This window comes from Serratia sp. BNK-17 (genome assembly GCF_048684935.1).
GTDB lineage: Bacteria > Pseudomonadota > Gammaproteobacteria > Enterobacterales > Enterobacteriaceae > Serratia > Serratia nematodiphila.
Genome location: NZ_JBLQTR010000001.1, coordinates 347,849 through 368,259 on the forward strand (window position 1 = coordinate 347,849; position 20,411 = coordinate 368,259).

Genomic DNA, 20,411 nt, shown 5'->3' on the forward strand with positions numbered 1-20,411 from the left:
AGGATGCGCTATGCAGGCCGAAATTCTTCTGACTCTCAAACTCCAGCAAAAGCTGTTCGCCGATCCGCGCCGCATCGCGCTGCTGAAACAGGTGCAGCACACCGGCTCCATCAGCCAGGGCGCCAAACTGGCGGGCATCAGCTACAAAAGCGCCTGGGATGCCATCAATGAGATGAACCAGCTGGCGGAACAAACGGTGGTGGACCGCGCCACCGGCGGGAAAGGCGGCGGCGGCGCACAGCTGACGCGCTATGGCCAGCGGCTGATCCAACTGTATGACCTGCTGGGTCAGGTGCAGCAAAAGGCCTTCGACGTGTTGCAGCAGGACGATCTGCCGCTCGACAGCCTGCTGGCGGCCATCTCGCGCTTCTCGCTGCAAACCAGCGCGCGCAATCAATTCTTCGGTACCGTCATCGAACGCGATCATCAGCAGGTGCAGCAGCACCTGGCGATTTTATTGAACGACGGCAGCACTCGCCTGACGGCGGCCATTACCCAGCAAAGCGCCGACCGGCTGCAGCTGACGCCGGGCAAAGAGGTGCTGGCGCTGATCAAGGCGCCCTGGGTGCGGTTAAGCGTCGAGACGGCGGAACATGCCGGCGCGGATAACGCGCTGGCGGGCGTGGTGGCCGGCATTCAGCCAGGCGCCGAACACAGCGAGGTGCTGGTGACGCTGGCGGGGGGCGAAACCCTGTGCGCCACGCTGACGACGGCGGAGCTGCAGCGTCTGCAACTGAGCGTCGGCGCCGCCGTACACGCCCTGTTCAACGCCGACCACGTGATTGTCGCCACGTTGTGTTAAGCGCAACGTAACGTTGCATTTTTGTTGATTGACATCCCCCTGCAATGCGCCTATTTCTAAGGCAAATAATTGCAAAAAAAGGAACAGGTGATGTCGTCGTTGCACATTTCGCAAGGTTCATTCCGCTTAAGCGATACCCGCACCCTGACGCTGGACGCGCTGGAAATCCAGGCCGGCGACAGCTGGGCCTTCGTCGGCGCCAACGGCAGCGGCAAATCCGCCCTGGCGCGGGCGCTGGCCGACGAACTGGTTCTGCTCGGCGGCGAGCGCCGCAGCGACTTTCAGCACGCGGTGCGCATCTCCTTCGAACAGCTGCAAAAAATGGTCAGCGACGAGTGGCAACGCAACAACACCGATCTGCTCAGCGCGGACGAAGACGACACCGGCCGCACCGCGGCGGAAATCATTCAGGAAGAGGTGAAAGACGCCGCGCGCTGTGAGCGGCTGGCCGCACAGTTCGGCATCACCGCCCTGCTGACGCGCCGCTTCAAATACCTCTCCACCGGCGAAACGCGCAAGACCCTGCTGTGCCGGGCGCTGATGCCCGAGCCCGACCTGCTGATCCTCGACGAACCCTTCGACGGGCTGGACGTGCACTCACGCACGCAGCTCGCCGCGTTGCTGAGCGAGCTTTCCGCCCAGGGCCAAACCGTGGTGCTGGTGCTCAACCGGTTCGACGAAATCCCGGATTTTGTCCGGCGGGTGGGCGTGCTGGCGGACTGCACCCTGACCAGCCGCGGGCCGCGCAGCCAGGTGATGGCGGACGCGCTGGTGGCGCAGCTGGCGCACAGCGAAAATCTCAGCGGGCTGGCGCTGCCGGAAACCGAGGATCCGACGCAAAAAGTAGCCCTGCCGGCGGATCGGCCACTGATCGTCCTGCGTGACGGCGTGGTCAGCTATAACGATCGGCCGATCCTCAATCACCTCGACTGGCAGGTAAATCCCGGCGAACACTGGCAGATCGTCGGCCCGAACGGCGCCGGCAAATCCACATTGCTCAGCTTGATCACCGGCGATCATCCACAGGGCTACAGCAACGACCTGACGCTATTCGGCCGCCGCCGCGGCAGCGGGGAAACCATCTGGGAAATCAAACGCCATATCGGCTACGTCAGCAGCAGCCTGCATCTGGATTATCGCGTCAACACCAGCGTGCGCAACGTGGTGATGTCAGGGTTTTTCGATTCGATCGGCATTTATCAGGCGGTTTCGGATCGTCAGCGGCAGCTGACAGAGCAATGGCTGGCGCTGCTCGGGCTCAACGGCGCGCGCGGTGACGCCCCGTTCCACAGCCTTTCCTGGGGCCAACAGCGGCTGGCGCTGATCGCCCGCGCGCTGGTGAAACACCCGGCGCTGCTGATCCTCGACGAGCCGCTGCAGGGGCTGGATCCGCTCAATCGCCAGCTGGTGCGCCGCTTCATCGACGTGCTGATCGGCCAGGGCGCCACCCAGCTGCTGTTCGTCTCGCACCATGCCGAAGATGCGCCGCAGTGCATCACTCACCGCCTCAGCTTCGTGCCCGACGGCGAAGGCGGCTATGGTTACCAACAGCAACGGCTGGAGGCGGCCTCCGCCTGAAACGCGGCGTAAACATATCCGGCAACACTTCACCGCAGCACATCACATTTGGCCTTTTATCATAGAAAGGAAGAAGGCCATTTCTGGAGACGCCATGTCCGCTGCGTTGATTATCATCGACCTGATCGAAGATCTGATCGGGCCCAAAGGGCGCGCCAACCACTGCCACGAACAGGTGGCAGCGACCCACCTGCTCGCCAACGTCAATGCCGCCGCGGCCTATGCCCGGGTGCGAAAAATCCCGGTGATTTGGGTGCGGGTGGGATTCGCCGACGATTATCATGACATTCCGCCCCATTCGCCGCTGTTCAACCATCTCAAGCAGATCGGCGCGCTGCGGTTAAACGGCCCGGGCTGCCGCTGGATGCCCGAACTGCATCAGGAAGAGACCGATCTGCAGTTTGAAAAAACGGCAGTCAGCGCTTTCTCCGGTAACAATTTGTTAGCCTGGCTGCGGCAACATCGGTGCCACCATCTGCTGCTGGCGGGCGTCAGCACGCCGCTCGCCATCGAGAGCACCGCGCGGCAGGCGCACGACGCCGGCTTTCAGGTGACCGTACTGCACGATCTGTGCGCAGCCCCCACGCAGGAGATCCACCAGCAGAGCCTGGATACCCTGCAAAACCTGGCCGAAATCACCCGTTCGCAGGCCTGGATGAAAGGCTAACCCTCATCGCCGCCGGTCGTGTGGGCCGGCATCATGCACAAATGCATCACTGCCCCGACCTTTAGCGTCATCTTGGTGTGCTACTATCCGCTCTAGCGCTCAATTTCGCCATCATCGCACGCCGCAAAGGCGCTGAGCGCCGTGTACATATTTAAAGGGACATATTATGTGGGGCGTACTGGCTGCTTCGTTATTTTTCTTGCCGTTCAATCGGCTGATAGCCTGGGTGATCCTGGCCGCCTCGGCGGGCATGGGGCTTTATCATGGGGTACTGACGCCGCTCAGCCTGGGTTGCCTGTTGGCCATCGTGGCACTGGCGGGGCTGCGCCACCATTTTCGCGAGCAGCGTAATCTGGCGATTGCGCTCGAAGGGCTGGTGGTCGCCGGCTGCGTGGCGCTGTTCTTGCACCTGGTGCCGGGCATCCACAATCAGCTGATGATCGACGGCGAAAAAGCCGGCCCGCTCAGCGCACCGTTCACCATGTATTACAACTTCGATAAGGCGATGGTGCCCTTCCTGCTGTTCGCCTGCTTGCCCACGCTGTTTTCCGCCGAACGCGGCGGCAACGCCGGCAAAACGGGCTGGATTGCGCTGCTGCTGGCCGTGCCGGCGCTGTTGCTGCTGGCCGTCGCGCTGGGCGGCTTAAAAATCGAGTTGCATGCGCCCGCCTGGATCCTGCCTTTCGTGATGGCAAACCTGTTCTTCGTGTGCATGGCCGAGGAAGCGCTGTTTCGCGGCTACCTGCAACAGCGTCTCAGCCAGTGGCTGGGCGCCTGGCCGGCGCTGATCGTCGCCTCCCTGGTGTTCGGCGCCGCGCATCTGGCGGGCGGTACGCTGATGGTGATCTTCGCGACCCTGGCCGGGTTGATCTACGGCCTGGCGTGGATGTGGAGCGGCCGTCTGTGGGTGCCGATTCTGTTCCATTTCGGGCTTAACCTGACCCATCTGCTGTTCTTCACCTATCCGCTGTACCAGCATTCTTAGCGGCTGAAGCCGGCAGAGAGCCCCCTCTCTGCCGGCTGGTCGGGTGAAAACGCTATCACCGGCACCTCACCGCAATGCCCTCAATCACGTTGTCGCCCGCTTTTCTTCGCCCTTCCTGCGCTTTTCAATGAAGTGTAAACGATTCCATTTTTCGCGTTAGATCACCTTTTTACCCCCGCGGGCGTGCTATCTTTCTGCGCAATAGCCTCTCCCTGTTCAGCAACGGGCGTCTCAAGACGGTAATTGGAAGCGATTACACTTTCGTCGGCGCCAAGAAAGGAACCGTATGACGGAATTTAACCCTATCGATCATCCGCACCGCCGCTACAACCCGCTCAGCGGCCAGTGGGTGCTGGTTTCACCGCACCGCGCCAAGCGCCCCTGGCAGGGCCAACAAGAAGCCGTCCCGACGGAAACGCTGCCGACGCACGATCCCGACTGTTTCCTGTGCCCGGGCAATGCGCGCGTCACCGGCGATCGCAATCCGGATTATCGCGGTACCTATGTTTTCGCCAACGATTTCGCCGCGCTGATGAGCGATACGCCACCGGCGCCCGATAGCCAGGATCCGCTGATGCGCAGCCAGAGCGCGCGCGGCGTCAGCCGGGTGATCTGCTTCTCTCCCGATCACAGCAAGACCCTGCCCGAACTGGCGCTGCCGGCGCTGGAACAGGTGGTCGCCGCCTGGCAGGCGCAAACCGCTGAGCTGGGCAAGCACTATCCCTGGGTACAGCTGTTTGAAAACAAAGGCGCGGCGATGGGCTGCTCCAACCCGCACCCGCACGGGCAAGTCTGGGCCAACAGCTTTCTGCCGAACGAGGCCGAACGCGAAGATCGCCTGCAGCACGACTATTTTCAGGAACACGCCTCCCCGCTGCTGCTGGATTATGCGCAGCGCGAGCTGGCCGCAGGCGAGCGCATCGTGGTGAACACCGAACACTGGTTGGCGGTAGTGCCCTACTGGGCCGCCTGGCCGTTTGAAACGCTGCTGCTGCCGAAAGCGGCGGTGCAGCGCATCACCGATCTCAGCGCGGCGCAAAGCCAAGATCTGGCGCTGGCGCTGAAGAAGCTGACCAGCCGCTACGACAACCTGTTCCAGTGTTCCTTCCCCTATTCGATGGGATGGCACGGCGCGCCGTTCAACGGTACCGACAACCGGCACTGGCAGCTGCACGCCCATTTCTATCCGCCGCTGCTGCGTTCAGCCAGCGTGCGCAAGTTTATGGTCGGTTACGAGATGCTGGCGGAAACCCAGCGCGATCTGACCGCTGAACAGGCCGCAGAGCGTCTGCGCGCCGTCAGCGATATTCATTACCGTGAAGCCGGAGCCCAAGCATGAGCCTGAAACCGCTTACCCATTCCCTGTTTACCGAACACTTCGGCTACGCGCCGGCGTTGACCATCCAGGCGCCGGGGCGGGTGAACCTGATCGGCGAGCATACCGATTACAACGACGGCTTCGTGCTGCCCTGCGCCATCGATTACCAAACCGTCATCGCCTGCGCCAAGCGCGACGACCGCCAGATCCGCGTGCTGGCCGCCGATTATCAGAATCAGCAGGATCAATTCTCGCTCGACGAGCCGATCGTCAGCCACCCCGATCAGCGCTGGTCCGACTATGTGCGCGGCGTGGTGAAACATCTTCAGCGCCGCAACGCCGACTTCGGCGGCGCGGATCTGGTGATCGCCGGCAATGTGCCGCAAGGGGCGGGGCTCAGCTCCTCCGCCGCGCTGGAGGTGGCGGTGGGCCAGGCGCTGCAGGCGCTCTATCAGCTGCCGTTGGACGGCGTGGCGCTGGCGCTGAACGGCCAGGAGGCGGAGAACCAGTTCGTCGGCTGCAACTGCGGCATCATGGACCAGTTGATCTCCGCGCTCGGCCGGCGCGACAGCGCTCTGCTGATCGACTGCCGCTCGCTGGAAACCCGCGCGGTGCCGATGCCGGACAACGTCGCGGTGGTGATCGTCAACTCCAATGTGCAGCGCGGGCTGGTGGACAGCGAGTACAACACCCGCCGCACACAGTGCGAAGAAGCGGCGCGATTCTTCGGCGTCAAGGCGCTGCGCGACGTCAGCCCCGAACAGTTTGCAGCGCGTCAACATCAGTTGGATCCGTTGGTGGCCAAACGCGCGCGGCACGTCATCAGCGAGAACGCCCGCACGCTGGCGGCGGCCGACGCGCTGGCGGCCGGCGATCTGCAACGCATGGGGCGGCTGATGGCGGAATCCCACGCCTCGATGCGCGATGACTTTGAAATCACCGTGCCGCCGATCGATCGGTTGGTCGAGATCGTCAAAGCGACGATCGGCCCGCGCGGTGGCGTGCGTATGACCGGCGGCGGCTTTGGCGGCTGCATCGTCGCGCTGATGCCGCAGGATCTCGTGGAGACAGTGCGTGCCGCCGTGGCGCACGAGTATCCGCGGCAAACCGGCGGATTGCAGGAAACCTTCTATGTCTGCCAGGCTTCGCAGGGGGCCGGCCCATGCTGACGGTGAACACGGAAGCGGCGCCCGATGGGCAACCTTACCAGCTGACACTGCTGCAAAACGCCGACGGCATGACGGTGATGCTGATGGACTGGGGCGCCACCTGGCTGTCCGCCGTCTTGCCGCTCAAATCCGGTGAAAAGCGCGAGCTGTTGCTGGGTTGCCACAGCCCGGCGGACTACCCACGTCAGGGCGCCTATCTGGGCGCCACCGTCGGCCGTTACGCCAACCGCATCGCCAACGCCAGTCTGCCCATCGGCGGGAAACCCCATGCGCTGGCCGCCAATCAGGGTGCCCACCAGCTGCACGGCGGCCCCGACGGTTTTCATGCCCGCCGTTGGCGCCGGGTGCAGCATGATGCGCAGCAGGTCTGCTATGCGCTGCATTCGGCGGAGGGCGATCAGGGTTTCCCCGGCAATCTCGACGTGCAGGTTTGTTACCGCCTGACCTCGGATAATCGCCTGGAAATCAACTATCTGGCGCAGGTCGATCGCCCCTGCCCGGTCAATCTGACCAACCACGCCTATTTCAATCTGGACGGCGCCGGCACCGACGCCCGCGCCCAACGGCTGCAGCTGTTCGCCGATCGCTATCTGCCCGTTGACGCCGAGGGCATTCCCTGCGCCGATCTGACGCCGGTGGACGGCAGCGGCATGGATTTCCGCCAGCCGAAAACGCTGCTGCAGGATTTCCTGCGCGATTGCGACCAGCAGCGGGTAAAAGGCTACGATCACGCCTTTCTGCTGCATCGTACCTGCGGGGCGCTGGAGAGCCCGGCGGCGCATTTGTGGTCCGCCGACGGGCAAGTGCAAATGAGCGTGTTCACCGACGCGCCTGCGCTGCAGCTCTACAGCGGCAATTATCTGGCCGGCACGCCGGCGCGCGATGGCGGCAGCTACGCCAACCATGCCGGCGTGGCGTTGGAGAGCGAGTTTTTGCCGGACAGCCCGCACCACCCCGAGTGGCCGCAGCCGGACTGTTGGCTGCAACCGGGGAGCCGCTACCGCAGCGCCACGCATTATCAGTTTTATCCTATCTGACCCGCTACGCCCCTCGCCGTGCGGCCGGGGGCAATTTGTTATAAATGCTTACCTTTTAGCGCCATCCCCCCACCGGCGCCCACCTTCCCTTATTCCAAAGCGCGCACTACACTCAGGCTACCGTGATAAGCACAACGCCTTGTGCAACGTCACAATTTTCGGCCGATGGCGGCCAATCAATAGCTGAAGGAACACCTATGCGTCTGATTACTGCACTTCCATTGCTGGCGGGCTTAATGCTGAGCACCAATCTGATGGCGGCCGACGCGACGACGGCGACGAAAACGCCTTCGCCGGCGCAGGCGGCCCAACAGAAACGCATGACCGATTGCAACCAGCAGGCATCCACCAAGTCGCTGAAAGGCGCCGATCGCTCCACCTTTATGAGCACCTGCCTGAAGTCCGAAGGCACCGCTGCGTCCGGCAAAACCCTGACGCCGCAGCAGCAGAAAATGAAAAGCTGCAACGCCGACGCCAAGACCAAGGATCTGAAGGGCGACGCGCGTAAAACCTTCATGAGCAACTGCCTGAAAAAATCGGCCTGATTTTCCCTACGCCACGGCGCGTCCGGAGCGATTCCGACGTGCCGTTTCTCCCCCTTCCGCATCAGCCTGAACGATTCAGCTTTTTCCTTTCGCCAGCCCTTACTTTGCGGCAAGAAATTGGCTATGGTTAGACACTATCGATTGCCGAGCCCCGGCCCGCGGCAATATAATGATTTTCGTTATCATTGAAATGTCAGATTATTAAGGAGTTAAGCTATGGCTGTAACTAAGCTGGTTCTGGTGCGTCACGGCGAAAGCCAGTGGAACCAAGAAAACCGCTTCACCGGTTGGTATGATGTTGATCTGTCCGACAAGGGCCGCACCGAAGCGAAAGCAGCAGGCAAGCTGTTGAAAGAAGAAGGTTTCACTTTCGACTTCGCTTACACCTCCGTACTGAAGCGCGCGATCCACACCCTGTGGAACATCCTCGACGAGCTGGATCAGGCCTGGTTGCCAACCGAAAAATCCTGGAAGCTGAACGAACGTCACTACGGCGCGCTGCAGGGTCTGAACAAAGCGGAAACCGCGGAAAAATACGGCGACGAGCAGGTGAAACAATGGCGTCGCGGCTTTGCGGTGACCCCACCTGAGCTGACCAAAGAAGACGAACGTTACCCTGGCCACGATCCGCGCTACGCTTCGCTGACCGAGCAAGAGCTGCCGCTGACCGAAAGCCTGGCGCTGACCATCGATCGCGTTATCCCTTACTGGGACGAAGAGATCCTGCCACGCATCAAGAGCGGCGAGCGCGTGATCGTTGCGGCGCACGGCAACTCCCTGCGCGCGCTGGTGAAATACCTGGATAACCTGAGCGAAGATGAAATCCTCGAGCTGAACATCCCAACCGGCGTGCCGTTGGTGTATGAGTTCGACGAGAACTTCAAGCCAACCAAACGTTACTACCTGGGTAACGCCGACGAGATCGCAGCAAAAGCGGCGGCGGTAGCGAACCAGGGTAAAGCGAAGTAATTTCGCCCGTTCACGAAAAAGCCCCCGGTTTTCACCGGGGGCTTTTTTATTGCTGCTGCGCCATCGCCTCATTCACCGCGTCCAGCCGTTCCTGCATCGCCGGATGGGTGCTGAGCCAGGCAGGCAGCGCCCAGTCATCGGTCTTTTCTCGTTCAGGTGCCTGCGCCAACGCGCGGTAGATCGCCGCCATTTCCGCCAGCGAACGCCCCTGGCGCTGCATTTCCGCTATCGCAAACGCATCCGCCTCACGCTCCATCCCGCGAGAAAACTGCATCTCATTCACGAAGGACGCAGACTGCAGCAGCGTATCGCCGATGCCGCTGACGTCACCCGTCATCCACATCAGCGTCAACGCCACCAGTGACGAACGCACCAACATGCGCATCGGGTGACGATGAGCGTGATGCCCCATCTCATGCAGCATCACCGCCGCCAGGCCATCGTCGTTTTTTGACAAGGTGACCAGGCTATCGCTGAGCACCAGCGTGCCGTCGGGCAACATAAAGGCGTTCGGCGCACCGGGCGCCGCCATCAGCTTCAGCGAGAGCGGCGTGCGCTCCTGGCGCATCTCGGCCGGCATCACCTGCCGAAATAGCTGCTGCAACGCCCGTTGCCGCTCGGCCGGCAGTGCAGAGGGCGCGAAGCCGCTCTGGTCCAAAAACGTCTGCGTATGTTTGCCCAGCGTCTGTTCCACCGAGGTGGGGATGCGCATGGCGATCTCGCTGCTCGCCCACGGCAGCACCACGTAAACGTAAGCCACTACCGCCAGCAGCGTCATCAGCAGCGCCAGAGCGACGCCGCGTTTATGGCGTTCCAGGCGATGCACCCACCCTGGCGAACGGCGCTGATAGAACCAGCGGCGAAAGGCTGCGTCGTCGTCAGGCACAAAGCGCCCGCCGCCCTTGAAGGTGAGCGTCAGCGGAATATTACCCAGCGCGGCAGAAACGGTAATGTCCGTCAGCGGGATGTAACGCTGTTCATCCTGCCGCTGCAACGTCACGCCTTCGCCGCTTTCGTTCACCAGCAGACGAGCCGCCTCACGTGCGGCCCGTCCCGGCAACTGATAAGCGCCTTCAAGGATCATCGGCGCCTCAGAAGTTGCCGCCCAGATCCAGCGCCTGCAGCGCTTCTTCGGCCACCGCGCTGTTGGCACTTTCCTGATGCGCCGTAATGTCCAGCAGCGCCAGATCGCCTTCAACCGCCGTGCAGGCCGCCAGATAACGGGCATGACGCACTTCCGCCACCGGCGCCGCCAAACCGAGCGAGAACAGGGTAATCAGGGTATTGGTGATCAACAATCCCATGTATGGCAGCGTTTTCATTGAGGAATGCAGCTTGATGTCGCCGTTCAGCCTTGCCTGGTTAAACAGATAGTTGCGCTGGGCAACGACCTGGTAGCTGCTGGCCACCAGCGCGCCGATTAACAGCACCACCATCATCAGCAGAAGGCTGCTGATATTGTCCAGCACCAGCACATCAATGGCTTCGTTGGTTAACATTCCCATCAACACCATCTGATAGAGAGTAAAGAAGAACGAACCGATGCACACCAACGCGACCAACATGAATGGCAGGAATATGAGCAGGCCGAACAAGGCAAATTTGATAAAGGCCGATTTCTTCAGTTCGGCAATAAACGGAGTGCGCCCGAAGAACAGGTTATTAACGTACAAATCATGCTGCAGTGCGCTAATAATACCATTTACCGCCGCAAATGCCGGCACGGCCAAAATCAGCGTCAGCACCAGCATAAAAGCGATGGCGTTGATGCTGCCAAGACCGCTGCCAATGCCGAGCAAGATGATCAGACCGACATACAGCCCGATAATCAGCAATAACGGGCAGAACAGTAAAGCCCAATAGGCGCGCCCGGTGCGGCAGACATAATTAAATCGCACGCCGCGATAGCTCGACATAATCGCATTGTAGCGCCAGCTGCGGATAACGATCCACGGCAGCAGGGCAAGCAACACCAGCAAAGCCAGCAGCCCCAACAGTGGCGTTATCGCCAGCAAGATATAAAACACGATGATGCCGCCGATCACCAACAGCCGCCCTTTCAGAATTTGCAGCGGTTGTGCATGGTAGTCGAAACGATCGCCGTCCAATTCCGTGTTGCCGTAAAAATAGCGGCGACGGCGCACCGTCGCCCAGGCGGAATAGATTCCCAGGGTCAGGGCGGTCAATAATGCATTGACTAACCAAATAGCGAAGTACTCACCACCTTTCCCATGGAATTTAATCCGGTGCAGCCCCAGCGGCTGCGAGGTATTGTTTGTCATAATTCTTTCATCCTGAAAGGAATAAGGTCATACCACTCCCCGCTTATTAGGCCTGCGGGGTTTATGGAATAAAAAAAGCGTCTTATATAAGCACAATGCCGCGAGCAGTGACAATTATTCTTTTCTTAAATAGGAATAATGCGAAGGGGGTCGCTTAATGACTTAATTGGCCCATTAACTGTAAGCCTTAAAGTCGTGGAATATAGAGAAGTGCAATGGCAAAGATAAAACAAGGGCCCGCTATCGGGCCCTTTTCATTGTTTGCGGTTATCCGCGGCGCGCTTTTACCGCCGCCGCCAGATCGCGCAGCACGGTTTCGGTGTCCTGCCAGCCGATGCAGCCGTCGGTCACGCTCTTGCCGTAAACCAGCGGTTCGCCGCTTTCGAGGTTCTGGTTGCCTTCCACCAGGTGGCTTTCGATCATCACGCCGATGATCGCTTTTTCACCGCCGCTGATCTGCCCGCACACGTCCGCACTCACGTCCAGCTGCTTTTTGAACTGTTTGCTGCTGTTGGCGTGGCTGAAGTCGATCATCACCTGCGCCGGCAGCCCGGCTTTGCTCAGGCCGGCTTTGACGTCCTTCACGTGCGCCGCGCTGTAGTTCGGCTCTTTGCCGCCGCGCAGGATAATGTGGCAGTCGCCGTTGCCGCTGGTATTAACGATCGCCGAGTGGCCCCACTTGGTCACCGACAGGAAGCAGTGCGGCGCGCCAGCGGCGTTGATGGCGTCGATCGCCACCTTGATGGTGCCGTCGGTACCGTTCTTGAAACCGACCGGGCACGAGAGGCCGGAGGCCAGCTCGCGGTGCACCTGCGATTCCGTGGTGCGCGCGCCGATGGCACCCCAGCTCATCAGATCCGCCAGGTACTGCGGCGTGATCATGTCGAGGAATTCGCCGGCGGCCGGCAGGCCGCTGTCGTTGATCTCCACCAGCAGCTTGCGCGCCAGGCGCAGGCCGTCGTTGATGTTGAAGCTGTTGTCCATCTGCGGATCGTTGATCAGGCCTTTCCAGCCCACGGTGGTGCGCGGTTTTTCGAAGTATACGCGCATCACCACTTCCAGCTCGCCGCTCAGTTCTTCACGCAGCGCCAGCAGGCGCCCCGCGTACTCTTTGGCGGCTTGGGTATCGTGGATGGAGCAAGGGCCAATCACCACCAGCAGGCGATCGTCGCTGCCACGAAGGATATTGTGAATTGCGCTGCGGGCCTGGGACACCGTCTTTGCCGCGCGTTCAGTGGCCGGGAATTTCTCCAGCAGAGCCACCGGCGGCAGGAGTTCCTTAATATCATTAATGCGTAAATCGTCGTTTTGGTAATTCATAGCTTTTCCATTCGGTATCGAGGGGTATTTCGCAGTGCGTAACGGTGTAGATCCCAACAATCTAGCCTGTGGGACTGGCGCTGTAAATCACCTTTGCCCCCCTCCGCTGGAACCGCCAAATTAACAGCAGATTGTGCTGTTTCATCAGGGGAGCACAGAGCCTCCTTTTTCGCTATGCTAGCGATCGGAATATAAAGCGACCCGAGTTGAACATGCCTTCTCTGTTATTAGTTGATGACCACCCGGTGGTTCATGTCGCACTGGAAGCGGCGCTAATGAAATCATCCCGCCCCTACCGTCTGCAGGCGGCGCAGGACGACGTCCAGGCGCTGGCTCTGCTGGCCGAGGCCGCTTTCAGCCTGGTGATCCTGGATATCGGCCTGCCGCAGGTCGACGGGCTGCAGCTGTTGAAAAAAATCCGCCGCCACTACCCGCAACAAAAGATCCTGATCTATACCGCGCAGGAAGCCGATGTGTATGCGCGCATGGCGCATGCCGCCGGCGCCGACGGTTTCGTCAACAAAGGCAGCTCGCTGGCAGAGTTGGTGCAGGCGATCGAGCAGGTGCTGGGCGGTGAAACCAGTTTCCCCACTGCCGCGCTGGCCGAAGAAGCGCCGACGGCGGACGGCGGGCTGCTCACGCCCAAGGAGCTCGAAGTGCTGGGTTTGCTGAGCCAGGGGCTGTCCAACCTGCAGATCGCCGACCGGCTGCACATCAGCAACAAGACCGTCAGCACGCACAAGAAAAACATCCAGCGCAAAACCGGCGCCGGCAATTTGCTGGAGCTGGTGGCGGTGTTTAAAGAGCTGGCGCCATGATGCGCCGCGCCCTGCTGCTGCTGATCCTGTGGTGCGGCCTGGCGCAGGCGGGGGAGCCGGTGCGCTATCAGCTGGTCAGCAACCTGAATCCCCCCGAGAATATGCTGATCGTCGGCGAGAAAAATCCCTGGCGCGACCGCACGCTGCGCGTCGGCATCATCAGTGAGAACACCAGCCCGTACAACATCATTGTGGATGACGATCTGTATGGGCTGAACGCCGACTACCTCGGCTATATCCAGCAGGTAACCGGCATCCGCTTCGCCATTTACGGCTTCGCCGACCTGACCCAGCTGGAGCAGGCGCTGCACGACGGCAAGGTCGATCTGTTGTACGGCATCCCGCAGAGCGAAGCGCTGCACGGGCTGGAGATCTCCCAGCCTTACTACGTCAGCAACCTGCGCGTATTGCGCGATCGCAGCAACGATCGGCCGGTGATGCTCAATTCCGCCAACGCCCGCGTCGCGATCGGCGCGCTGACCGACATGCAGTCCGGCGGCGCCCTGCAGGCGGTGGCGTCGCAGATCCAGCGCTACGACAACAATCTGCAGGCGGTCTATTCGCTGCTGAACGGCAGCAGCGACTACTTTATCGCCGACGAGGCCAGCGCCAGCTTTATCATCGACCAGCTGCAGCTTGGCCAGCTCTATCAGATTGAAAGCAACGAGAACCTGGGCAACCTCTCCTTCGTGTTCGCCGCCGCCGATCCGCGGCTGATAGACACGCTGAACACCGCCATCGCCGACGCGCCGATGGAACTGATGAATGCCCTGCAGAGCCGCTGGAGCAAAAAGATCCCCAGCTACCTCGATACCGGCAATGCCGATCTGACGACGATGGAGAAGAATTGGGTAGCAAGCCACCGCGTGGTTTACTACGCCGCCATCGAGAACAACTTCCCGTTCGCCTACCGCGGTTCCGACGGCCAGCCGCGCGGCTACGCCATCGATATTCTCAACATCATCGCGCAAAACACCGGGCTGCGTTTCGCGCCGCTGTGGGCGCGCAATGCCGAGCAGGCCGATCAGCTGGTGCAGTCCGGCCAGGCCAGCTTCCGCGCCGCCCTGCCGCTGGCGCGCGGCGTCAAGGCGCGCTACGGCGCCAGCATGCCGATCCACCGTTCGCTGTGGGGCGTTTACGTCGGCCAGTATGCCAACGGCGTCTCGACCTGGGGCGATCTGGCCGGCAAGCGCATCGGCGTGCTGCAGGGCGATTTGGCTCAGGGGCTGGTGCCGGAGCAGGAACAGACCGTCAGCTTCGCCGACAGCAAGTCGATGTACGACGCGCTGGCCAACGGCCAGCTGGATGCGCTGGTGGATAACGTCATCTCCGCCAACTTTTTGGCGCTGTCGCGCTATTCCGGCGCCATCAAGCTGGCCTTCGCCGCCAACAACATCCCCTATCCGGTGGCCTTCGGCGTGCGCCGCGATCAACCGCTGCTGCTGGCGATCCTCGATAAGAACCTGATGCAGATCCCGGCGGATACCCTGCAATCGCTGCGCGACGAGTGGATCGTCGACCGCAGCAACCTGATCGACGCGGTGAACGACAACCGCATGCCGCCGCAGACCACCTGGCTGCTGGCGCTGTTGGCCGCCGCCACCGTGCTGCTGCTGGCGCTGACGCTGCGCCGTTTCATGCTGCAGCGCCGTGAAAAACGCGAACGCGAAGAGCTCGAGCAGGCGCGCCGCCGCGCCGAAGCGGAAAACCGCATGAAGAGCAAATTCCTCGCCACCGTCAGCCATGAACTGCGCACGCCGATGCACGCCATCCTCGGCCTGCTGGAACTGGAGCTCAAACGCCAACCTGCGCCGGAAGGCCTGCCGGTGATTTACAGTTCGGCCTCATCGCTGCTCAACTTGCTCAACGACCTGCAGGATCACGCGCGGCTGGAAACCGGGTCGTTGACGCTGGCGCCGAAACCGGTGGCGCTGCGCCCCTGGGTCGCGCGCATCGACGCCCTTTACCGGCCGCTTATCGGCGAACGGCCGTTGACCTTGAGCGTGGTGGCGGATCCGGCGCTGCCGGAGGCGGTGATTATTGATGGTGAGCGTTTACTTCAGGTGGCTAACAACCTGATAAACAACGCGATAAAGTTCACGCCGCGCGGCGCCATTCAGGTCGACGTCGGCTGGCGCGCACAGGATGAACGGCGGGGAGAGTTGCAGCTAACGGTGAACGACAGCGGCTGCGGCATCGCCGCCGATGAGGTAGGCAAGCTGTTTCAACCGTTTTACCGCGCGCGCGGCGCACAACGCATCTCGGTGCAAGGTACCGGTTTGGGCCTGTCGATCTGCAAAGAAATCGTCGAACAGATGGGCGGCCGCATCGAGTTGCACTCGCAGCCGGGCGTCGGCACCCGCGTCGAGGTCGCGATACCGGTCGAGCTGAGCGGCGCCGCGACGGCTGGCGCCCAGGAGGAGCACACCTTTGCTCTGCCGTCTTCCGCCTTGCGTACCGCGCTGATCGACGACCATCCCACCAATTTGTTGTTGCTGGAACGCCAGCTGCGCCACTTCGGGCTGCAGCCGGCCCGCTTTGAACAAGGCTATGCGCTGCTGAAGGCCCAGCGCCGGCAGCCTTTCGATCTGCTGTTTATCGACTATAACATGCCGCGCCCGGACGGCCTGACGCTGGCCAGGCTGATTCGCCGCGACGAACAGCGGCTACGGCGCCCGCCTTGCCGCATCGTGCTCTGCTCGGCAGACGTGCAGGAGTTTACCCGCATCCCGCCAGGGCTGGTGGCGATCGACCACTTCCTGACCAAGCCGATTTCACTGGCGGCGATCGGCCAGGTATTGGCTCAGCAACCGCAGGTTCAGGAAGAAAAGTCAGTCCTTACTGACCTGCGGCAAACGCTGGCCGAAATGGCGGGCGGCGATCGCGCCATGATGCAGCGGCTGGCGCAGACGCTCAGCGACACGCTGCGGCAAGACCGGCAGCGGCTCGCGGATGCCGTCGCCGCGAGCGACTGGCCACGCCTGGAACAGGCGGCGCACCGCATCAAGGGCAGCCTGCTGATGCTGCAGCTGCCGGAAGCCGCGCAGCTGTGCCAGCAACTGGTGGAAACCGCACGTCGGGGCGAGTTTGCCGCCGCCGCTTATACTAAATTAAAGGCGTTAGTGGCGCAGATAGAACCGGAGCTGGACGCTCTGCTCGCCGCCGCCCCCACTTTCGCTATGCATAAGGATGAATAATGTCGGACACTCCACACGTACACCTGCCGAAAGACAGTAATAGTAAACGCCTACTGACCGCTTTTTTAGTCACCGCCGTCTTTATGGTGGCCGAGGTGGTCGGCGGCCTGTTGTCCGGCTCGCTGGCGCTGTTGGCCGACGCGGGGCACATGCTGACCGATGCCGCCGCGCTGCTGGTGGCGCTGATGGCGGTGCACTTTTCCCAGCGCAAGCCCAACGCGCGCCACACCTTTGGCTATCTGCGCCTGACCACCCTGGCGGCCTTCCTCAACGCCGCGGCGCTGCTGGTGATCGTGGTATTCATCCTATGGGAGGCGATACGGCGTTTCTTCGAACCCCAGCCGGTGATGGGCACTCCGATGCTGATCATCGCCATAGCGGGGCTGCTGGCGAACCTGTTCGCCTTCTGGCTGCTGCATCGCGGCAACGAAGAGAAAAATATCAACGTGCGCGCCGCCGCGCTGCATGTGCTGGGCGACCTGCTCGGCTCGGTGGGCGCCATCGTCGCCGCCATCGTCATTCTCGCCACCGGCTGGACGCCGATTGACCCGATCCTGTCGGTGCTGGTCTCCTGTCTGGTGCTGCGCAGCGCCTGGCGGCTGCTGAAGGAGAGCTTCCACGAGCTGCTGGAAGGCACGCCGCAGGAGGTCGACATCGCCAAGTTGCAAAAAGACCTGTGCCTGAACATCCCGGAAGTGCGCAACATCCACCACGTACACGTCTGGCAGATCGGCGAACAGAAGCTGATGACGCTGCATGCGCAGGTGATCCCGCCGCATGACCACGATGGGCTGTTGCAACGCATCCAGGCTTATCTGTTGGAACACTACAAGATCGGCCACGTGACCATTCAGATGGAGTACCGGCACTGCGAGACGCCGGACTGCGGCATCAACCGGGCGCCGGAGCCGAGTGAACACTCACATGCCGAAGCGCATTCGCACCTGGGGCATCGCCACTAAGCCAAGAGGGCGCCATCACGGCGCCCTCTGCGTTGTTACGGAGCGGAAGATAACGGATTGGAATGGTTGCGCCCGGCGCTCTTGATCCACAGCCAGGAGCCGTTCAGGGCGATCAGCGTCAGAATGACATACTCCAGCGCCATCGCGTACACGCCCTGGTAGGCAAAGATCGCCACGCTGATGACATCGATCACCACCCACAGCAGCCAGTTTTCCACGTACTTGCGCGTCATCAGGATCATCGCCACGATGGAGAGCACCATCATCGCCGAATCCCAGAATGGGAAGGCGTCCGGCTGCAGCGTCGGCATCTGTACGTTCAGCCCCAGCCCTTGCATCACCGCCACCGCAATCTGCGTCAGCCAGGCGAACACGCGGTCAATATTGAAAGTCATCAGGCCGATGCCGATGACGCAAACCGCCGCCCAGGCCAACGCTTTCGGCAGCGGCAGCCAGCGGATCTGCAGCTCGGCCTGGTTATCCTGGGTTTGGCGGCTCCAGGCATACCAACCGTAAATATTGGCGCCGAAGAAAAACAGCTGCAGCAGCAGGCTGGCGTACAGCTGGATCTGGAAGAAAATCACCGCGAACAGCGTGACGTTGATCAGGCCGAACAGGTAGTTGATGATTTTTTCCTTGCTGGCGTACCAGATGCACAGCAACCCGAACAGTGTGCCGATGGCTTCGATCCACGACAGATCGTAACCGCCCGCGCCAAGCGGAATATGCACCAGAATATTGCTGGTACTGAAGAAGCTCATGAGGTCATCCTTTTAAACGGTTAAGCGTTGCCTTTAACCTGCATCTTAAGCTGAGCGGCGAAATCCAGCATGCGGTTCAGCGGCACCAGCGCCTTTTCACGCAGCGCGGCGTCCACATGGATCTCATGCTGCGCGCCCCCCTGCTCCAGCCCTTCGGCAATCGCCTTCAGGCCATTCATCGCCATCCACGGGCAATGCGCGCAGCTGCGGCAGGTCGCGCCGTCTCCGGCGGTCGGCGCCTCGAACAGTTCCTTGTCCGGACAAGCCTGCTGCATCTTGTAAAAGATACCGCGATCGGTGGCGACAATCAGCTGTTGATGCGGCAATGTTTTCGCCGCCTGAATCAGTTGGCTGGTCGATCCTACCGCATCCGCCAGCTCGACCACCGCCTGAGGCGATTCGGGATGCACCAGGATGGCCGCCTGCGGATAGAGCGCCTTCATGCGCCGCAGCGCCTGGGTCTTAAACTCGTCATGGACAATGCAGGCGCCTTGCCAACACAACACGTCGGCACCGGTCTGCTTCTGCACATAGCTGCCGAGATGACGATCCGGCGCCCAGATAATTTTCTCGCCCAGGCTATCCAGATGCTCGATCAGTTCGACGGCGATGCTGGAGGTCACCACCCAGTCAGCGCGCGCTTTGACCGCCGCCGAGGTGTTCGCATAGACCACCACGGTGCGATCGGGATGACTGTCGCAAAACGCATGAAACTCCTCTTCCGGGCAGCCCAGATCCAGCGAACATTCGGCAAACAGCGTCGGCATCAGCACCTGCTTTTCCGGGCTGAGGATCTTGGCGGTCTCCCCCATGAAGCGCACGCCGGCCACCAACAGCGTCGAAGCCGGATGCGCGCTGCCAAAACGCGCCATTTCCAGCGAATCCGCCACGCAGCCGCCGGTTTCTTCCGCCAGCGCCTGGATTTCCGGGTCGGTATAATAATGGGCGACCATTACCGCGTTGCGCTGCTTGAGTAGGGTTTTGATCTTCTCGCGATAAAAGGCTTTTTCCGCTACGTCCAGCGGTACCGGTTTCGGCGGGAAGGGATACACCGCCGCGTTGACATCAAACATTTCACTCATCGCTGCAATCTCATGCTAGGCTGGGCGCCTGCCGCGTGAATATCGCCTGCCGTAACGCCCCTCGTTTTATATACTAAACAAAATACCTAAAACCGCGCGAAAAGTCCGCTGATATTTTCATATTTACGCACTCAGTGTTTAATAGATTAAAAAGACAGACATTGACCACGCAGATCCCGGCGGATAATGTCCTGGTGGGGGCGTATGGCGTTCAGAGAAAAGCGGGATGATGATCGGTGTGTTGTTGAAACGAGAAAGCAGGGATTCAGGTTGGGGTGCTGCAGATGCGAAAAAAGCGCCAAAAGGCGCTTTTTTCTGAATTGGTGGGTCGTGCAGGATTGATTCGGCCTCTGGCCTCACCCTGCGGGCAACGCTGCGCGTTGTCGTATCGCTACGCGATGCTCGAACCTGAACGCAGGATCTCACCCGCACGACTCAGTGGGCCATGTCAGTAAGAGGATAAAGGCAGAGCCAGGTGGCGCAGATGCGAAAAAAGCGCCAAAAGGCGCTTTTTCTGAATTGGTGGGTCGTGCAGGATTGATTCGGCCTCTGGCCTCACCCTGCGGGCAACGCTGCGCGTTGTCGTATCGCTACGCGATGCTCGAACCTGAACGCAGGATCTCACCCGCACGACTCAGTGGGCCATGTCAGTAAGAGGATAAAGGCAGAGCCAGGTGGCGCAGATGCGAAAAAAGCGCCAAAAGGCGCTTTTTTCTGAATTGGTGGGTCGTGCAGGATTGATTCGGCCTGTGGCCTCACCCTGCGGGCAACGCTGCGCGTTGTCGTATCGCTACGCGATGCTCGAACCTGAACGCAGGATCTCACCCGCACGACTCAGTGGGCCATGTCAGTAAGAGGATAAAGGCAGAGCCAGGTGGCGCAGATGCGAAAAAAGCGCCAAAAGGCGCTTTTTTCTGAA

Annotated in this window: 17 protein-coding genes and 3 other RNA genes; 12 read left to right on the top strand and 8 right to left on the bottom strand. The window is 61.1% G+C overall.

Annotated features, from left to right (window positions below; translation table 11 throughout):
- The first annotated feature begins 10 nt into the window (after nt 1-10).
- The 9 genes from modE to gpmA all read left to right on the top strand — a co-directional run bounded on the left by modE (nt 11) and on the right by gpmA (nt 9,070).
- Nucleotides 11-802, top strand: coding sequence for a molybdenum-dependent transcriptional regulator (modE, locus tag ACMGF7_RS01720; protein ID WP_015376996.1), 792 nt, complete (start codon nt 11-13; stop codon nt 800-802).
- Between the two features lie 90 nt (nt 803-892).
- A complete protein-coding gene (modF, locus tag ACMGF7_RS01725; RefSeq protein WP_197764057.1) occupies nt 893-2,380 on the top strand; it encodes a molybdate ABC transporter ATP-binding protein ModF in 1,488 nt (495 codons plus the stop codon).
- A gap of 94 nt (nt 2,381-2,474) precedes the next feature.
- Nucleotides 2,475-3,047 (top strand): cysteine hydrolase family protein, encoded by a 573-nt coding sequence (locus ACMGF7_RS01730; RefSeq protein WP_049242102.1) that lies wholly within the window; start codon nt 2,475-2,477, stop codon nt 3,045-3,047.
- A 166-nt stretch (nt 3,048-3,213) separates the two neighbouring features.
- Entirely contained in the window at nt 3,214-4,032 is an 819-nt protein-coding gene (locus tag ACMGF7_RS01735; protein ID WP_164095984.1) for a CPBP family intramembrane glutamic endopeptidase, read from the top strand.
- A gap of 286 nt (nt 4,033-4,318) precedes the next feature.
- Nucleotides 4,319-5,371: a galactose-1-phosphate uridylyltransferase gene (galT, locus tag ACMGF7_RS01740; RefSeq protein ID WP_049242098.1), complete on the top strand. Its 1,053-nt coding sequence runs from the start codon at nt 4,319-4,321 to the stop codon at nt 5,369-5,371.
- Entirely contained in the window at nt 5,368-6,519 is a 1,152-nt protein-coding gene (galK, locus tag ACMGF7_RS01745; protein ID WP_021504595.1) for a galactokinase, read from the top strand. The genes galT and galK overlap by 4 nt, the downstream gene beginning before the upstream one ends.
- Nucleotides 6,513-7,556, top strand: coding sequence for a galactose-1-epimerase (gene galM, locus ACMGF7_RS01750; protein WP_420286341.1), 1,044 nt, complete (start codon nt 6,513-6,515; stop codon nt 7,554-7,556). Before galK ends, galM begins: the two co-directional genes overlap by 7 nt.
- 197 nt (nt 7,557-7,753) lie before the next feature.
- Complete coding sequence (locus ACMGF7_RS01755; RefSeq protein ID WP_033633898.1) at nt 7,754-8,101, top strand: PsiF family protein; 348 nt, start codon at nt 7,754-7,756, stop codon at nt 8,099-8,101.
- Between the two features lie 216 nt (nt 8,102-8,317).
- Nucleotides 8,318-9,070: a 2,3-diphosphoglycerate-dependent phosphoglycerate mutase gene (gpmA, locus tag ACMGF7_RS01760; protein WP_004939834.1), complete on the top strand. Its 753-nt coding sequence runs from the start codon at nt 8,318-8,320 to the stop codon at nt 9,068-9,070.
- A gap of 46 nt (nt 9,071-9,116) precedes the next feature.
- Here the strand turns inward: gpmA and ACMGF7_RS01765 are convergent, their stop codons facing one another.
- The 3 genes from ACMGF7_RS01765 to aroG all read right to left on the bottom strand — a co-directional run bounded on the left by ACMGF7_RS01765 (nt 9,117) and on the right by aroG (nt 12,672).
- On the bottom strand, nt 9,117-10,154 hold the full coding sequence (locus tag ACMGF7_RS01765) for a M48 family metallopeptidase (protein WP_004939835.1): 1,038 nt from the start codon (nt 10,152-10,154) through the stop codon (nt 9,117-9,119).
- A gap of 7 nt (nt 10,155-10,161) precedes the next feature.
- Nucleotides 10,162-11,352: a YjgN family protein gene (locus tag ACMGF7_RS01770; RefSeq protein ID WP_197798638.1), complete on the bottom strand. Its 1,191-nt coding sequence runs from the start codon at nt 11,350-11,352 to the stop codon at nt 10,162-10,164.
- Nucleotides 11,353-11,619: 267 nt separating this feature from the next.
- Entirely contained in the window at nt 11,620-12,672 is a 1,053-nt protein-coding gene (gene aroG / locus ACMGF7_RS01775) for a 3-deoxy-7-phosphoheptulonate synthase AroG (RefSeq protein WP_004939837.1), read from the bottom strand.
- Between the two features lie 212 nt (nt 12,673-12,884).
- Between aroG and ACMGF7_RS01780 the strand changes: the two genes are divergently transcribed.
- The 3 genes from ACMGF7_RS01780 to zitB are packed head-to-tail and all read left to right on the top strand — an operon-like array spanning nt 12,885 to nt 17,649.
- Nucleotides 12,885-13,490: a response regulator gene (locus tag ACMGF7_RS01780; RefSeq protein WP_049242094.1), complete on the top strand. Its 606-nt coding sequence runs from the start codon at nt 12,885-12,887 to the stop codon at nt 13,488-13,490.
- On the top strand, nt 13,487-16,687 hold the full coding sequence (locus tag ACMGF7_RS01785) for an ATP-binding protein (protein WP_420286342.1): 3,201 nt from the start codon (nt 13,487-13,489) through the stop codon (nt 16,685-16,687). Before ACMGF7_RS01780 ends, ACMGF7_RS01785 begins: the two co-directional genes overlap by 4 nt.
- A complete protein-coding gene (zitB, locus tag ACMGF7_RS01790) occupies nt 16,687-17,649 on the top strand; it encodes a CDF family zinc transporter ZitB (protein WP_015376984.1) in 963 nt (320 codons plus the stop codon). The genes ACMGF7_RS01785 and zitB overlap by 1 nt, the downstream gene beginning before the upstream one ends.
- 35 nt (nt 17,650-17,684) lie before the next feature.
- Here zitB and pnuC read toward each other — a convergent pair whose 3' ends face one another.
- The 5 genes from pnuC to ACMGF7_RS01815 form a co-directional block, all read right to left on the bottom strand.
- A complete protein-coding gene (pnuC, locus tag ACMGF7_RS01795) occupies nt 17,685-18,410 on the bottom strand; it encodes a nicotinamide riboside transporter PnuC (RefSeq protein WP_021504601.1) in 726 nt (241 codons plus the stop codon).
- Nucleotides 18,411-18,430: 20 nt separating this feature from the next.
- Nucleotides 18,431-19,492, bottom strand: a complete 1,062-nt coding sequence (gene nadA / locus ACMGF7_RS01800; RefSeq protein ID WP_164095980.1) for a quinolinate synthase NadA — start codon at nt 19,490-19,492, stop codon at nt 18,431-18,433.
- Between the two features lie 321 nt (nt 19,493-19,813).
- Nucleotides 19,814-19,938, bottom strand: a non-coding RNA gene (locus ACMGF7_RS01805) — RtT sRNA.
- A gap of 74 nt (nt 19,939-20,012) precedes the next feature.
- Nucleotides 20,013-20,137: non-coding RNA, RtT sRNA (locus ACMGF7_RS01810), on the bottom strand.
- 75 nt (nt 20,138-20,212) lie between these two features.
- Nucleotides 20,213-20,337: non-coding RNA, RtT sRNA (locus tag ACMGF7_RS01815), on the bottom strand.
- Nucleotides 20,338-20,411: the final 74 nt, after the last annotated feature.

Coding starts and splice junctions, on each gene's coding strand:
- modE (WP_015376996.1), top strand. CDS start 11: ATGCAGGCCGAAATTCTTCTGACTCTCAAACTCCAGCAAAAGCTGTTC.
- modF (WP_197764057.1), top strand. CDS start 893: ATGTCGTCGTTGCACATTTCGCAAGGTTCATTCCGCTTAAGCGATACC.
- ACMGF7_RS01730 (WP_049242102.1), top strand. CDS start 2,475: ATGTCCGCTGCGTTGATTATCATCGACCTGATCGAAGATCTGATCGGG.
- ACMGF7_RS01735 (WP_164095984.1), top strand. CDS start 3,214: ATGTGGGGCGTACTGGCTGCTTCGTTATTTTTCTTGCCGTTCAATCGG.
- galT (WP_049242098.1), top strand. CDS start 4,319: ATGACGGAATTTAACCCTATCGATCATCCGCACCGCCGCTACAACCCG.
- galK (WP_021504595.1), top strand. CDS start 5,368: ATGAGCCTGAAACCGCTTACCCATTCCCTGTTTACCGAACACTTCGGC.
- galM (WP_420286341.1), top strand. CDS start 6,513: ATGCTGACGGTGAACACGGAAGCGGCGCCCGATGGGCAACCTTACCAG.
- ACMGF7_RS01755 (WP_033633898.1), top strand. CDS start 7,754: ATGCGTCTGATTACTGCACTTCCATTGCTGGCGGGCTTAATGCTGAGC.
- gpmA (WP_004939834.1), top strand. CDS start 8,318: ATGGCTGTAACTAAGCTGGTTCTGGTGCGTCACGGCGAAAGCCAGTGG.
- ACMGF7_RS01765 (WP_004939835.1), bottom strand. CDS start 10,154: ATGATCCTTGAAGGCGCTTATCAGTTGCCGGGACGGGCCGCACGTGAG.
- ACMGF7_RS01770 (WP_197798638.1), bottom strand. CDS start 11,352: ATGACAAACAATACCTCGCAGCCGCTGGGGCTGCACCGGATTAAATTC.
- aroG (WP_004939837.1), bottom strand. CDS start 12,672: ATGAATTACCAAAACGACGATTTACGCATTAATGATATTAAGGAACTC.
- ACMGF7_RS01780 (WP_049242094.1), top strand. CDS start 12,885: ATGCCTTCTCTGTTATTAGTTGATGACCACCCGGTGGTTCATGTCGCA.
- ACMGF7_RS01785 (WP_420286342.1), top strand. CDS start 13,487: ATGATGCGCCGCGCCCTGCTGCTGCTGATCCTGTGGTGCGGCCTGGCG.
- zitB (WP_015376984.1), top strand. CDS start 16,687: ATGTCGGACACTCCACACGTACACCTGCCGAAAGACAGTAATAGTAAA.
- pnuC (WP_021504601.1), bottom strand. CDS start 18,410: ATGAGCTTCTTCAGTACCAGCAATATTCTGGTGCATATTCCGCTTGGC.
- nadA (WP_164095980.1), bottom strand. CDS start 19,492: ATGAGTGAAATGTTTGATGTCAACGCGGCGGTGTATCCCTTCCCGCCG.